The 2,361-nt window shown below is 72.5% G+C and carries 2 protein-coding genes; both read right to left on the reverse strand.

All coding sequences use genetic code 11. The features are described from left to right. Positions 1 to 67 precede the first annotated feature (67 nt). Positions 68 to 1,486 carry an alkaline phosphatase PhoX gene (locus ACFVIM_RS34640; protein ID WP_384310225.1) on the reverse strand — a complete coding sequence of 473 codons (1,419 nt, stop codon included), beginning with the start codon at positions 1,484 to 1,486 and terminating at the stop codon, positions 68 to 70. A gap of 251 nt (positions 1,487 to 1,737) precedes the next feature. Continuing rightward, complete coding sequence (locus ACFVIM_RS34645; protein ID WP_384310227.1) at positions 1,738 to 2,304, reverse strand: methyltransferase family protein; 567 nt, start codon at positions 2,302 to 2,304, stop codon at positions 1,738 to 1,740. Positions 2,305 to 2,361: the final 57 nt, after the last annotated feature.

Below are 2,361 nucleotides of genomic sequence, written 5' to 3' on the forward strand. Positions count from 1 at the left end.
CCGCCGGACCACCGGGCCTGGTACGCCCATACCGCCGACACGGTACGGGCGTACAGCGCGGCACCGGTCAGGCGCGCGGCTGGCGCCGCCATGGGCCGGTGATGGCGAGCATGATCCCCGGGTCCTGGATGTTGGCGAAGAGGGTCGTGCCGTCGGGTGAGAAGACCACCCCCGTGAACTCGCCGTAGTCGGGGGCCTCGGGCGTGCCCGTGTTCAGCTCGTTGCGGGCGATGGGGTAGGTCCGGCCGGATTCGGTCGCGCCGAAGAGGTGCTGGAGGCCGGAGCCGTCCTCGGCGAGGATCAGCCCACCGTACGGGGAGACGGTGATGTTGTCCGGGCCCTGGAACGCGGGGTCGGGCTCGGCCGCGAGCAGGACCTTCAGGGTGATGGTGCGCCGCCGGGGGTCGTAGAACCAGACCTGGCCGTTGTGCTGCTGGGGGCTCTCGGCGCGGGCGTAGGAGGAGACGAAGTAGGCGCCCCCGTCACCCCACCACATGCCCTCCAGCTTGCGGCCCCGGGTGACGCCCTGGGCGCCGAACTGCTCACGCACGGGCGTGGTGCGCGCGTCCCGGTCGGGTACGTCGACCCAGTCGACGCCGTAGACGGTGCCGATCCTCGTGGCCCGGGAGAGGTCGTCGACGAAACGGCCCCCCGAGTCGAAGCAGCGGGGCGCCTGGAACTCACCGGCGTCGTCGGCGAGGGCGCGCAGCCGTCCCCGGCCATGGCGGAATCCCTTCGGCGGCACCCAGCGGTAGAGGAGCCCATTGGGCTTGTCGGCGTCCTCCGTCAGATAGGCGTCGCCCCGCCGGGGGTCGATGACGACGGCCTCATGGGCGAAGCGTCCGAGCGCCTTGATCGGTTCGGGTTCCGCGTTGGCGCGGCGGTCGTAGGGGTCGACCTCGAAGACATAGCCGTGGTCCTTGGTCATCCCGTTCTGACCGGCGAGCTCCTCGGTCTCCTCGCAGGTCAGCCAGGTCCCCCAGGGGGTGGAGCCCCCGGCGCAGTTGGTGGAGGTCCCGGCGATGCCGACCCACTGGGCGACCGCGCCGCCCGGCCGTACCTCGACCACGCTGCACCCGCCCGAGGCGGCCGGATCGTATACCCGCCCCTCGGTGAGCGGCACCGGGTGGGTCCAGCGCGAACGGACCCCTCTCAGCTCGTGGTTGGCGACGAGGAGGGTGACACCCTGCCGGCCGGGGAAGGTGGCGGTGCCGTCATGGCCGGCCGGGGTGAACTCGCCGGTCTCCAGCTTGGTGACACCGGTACGGGTGATGACGCGGTACGAAAAGCCCTTCGGCAGCGCCAGCAGTCCCTTGGGGTCGGGGATCAGCGGGCCGTAGCCGAGACGGTCGGAGGACGCGGCGTCGTCGGGGGCGGCGAGCGCGCCGGGTGCCGTGGCGAGCGCGCCGACGGCCCCGGTCAGGGTGACGACTGCCGCGCCGGTGAGCGCCGACTGTTGGGAGAACTCCCTGCGGGTGAGCGGCATCTGAAGACTCCTCGGAGGTATGTCCGGCCGGGAGGCGGCGGAGATTTTCCGGGCATACGGTGCACAGCGCGGATGTCCGGTGAGTGAACGCCGGTAAACCGCGTGTAAACCGCGGTGCAGTCGTTCCCAACGGGGTTGGGTTTTAAGCGGTTGTTCCGCTACGGGCGATCCCCGGCGCACGCCGTCGGCTCACAACCGCCCCCCGGGAAGGCGGGGCGGTACGGGCCAGAGCGGCCCGAAGGTGACCGGCCCTAGTACACGTACGGCACCAGGCGCTTGGTGCGCCGCTGGTACGCGGCGTACTCCTCGCCGAACGTGGCCAGGAGCAGCCGCTCCTCCGTCGCGATCCGCCAGCTGTACGCGGCGAGAAGCAGGGCCGCGACCAGGAGCAGGGCGATCCCGTTGCCCCGGCCCAGGCAGTAGCCGGTCCAGACGAGCAGGCTGCCCGCGTAGCCGGGGTGCCGGATGAGCCGGTAGGGGCCGTCCTGGATGAGCGGCTGGTCGCGGACGGTCCGGAGGGTACGGGTGTAGAAGCGGCCGAGGGTCCGCATGCCCCAGGCCCGCAGGGCGAGCCCGAGGACGATCAGGGCGATCCCGGCCCAGCGCCAGGCGGTGGGGACCGCGCCGACGGTCTCCGGGGTGAGGACGAGGGTGATCAGGATCGACAGCGCGTAGGCGACGAGGAGGAACCGGGTGCTGCCCCGGTCACCGGGGGTCGCCCGCCAGTCGGCCGCGGCGGGGTCACGGCGGCGGAGGAGGAGTTCGAAGGCGGCCCAGAGCAGCAGGCCGGTCAGGGCGAGCAGACTGGTCAGGGCCATGGCCCCAGCGTCGCAGCGGAAACCGGGCCCGGCATCCGCGGCGCGCGGTGCCGGGCC

This window comes from Streptomyces sp. NPDC057638, from assembly GCF_042800315.1.
GTDB lineage: Bacteria > Actinomycetota > Actinomycetes > Streptomycetales > Streptomycetaceae > Streptomyces.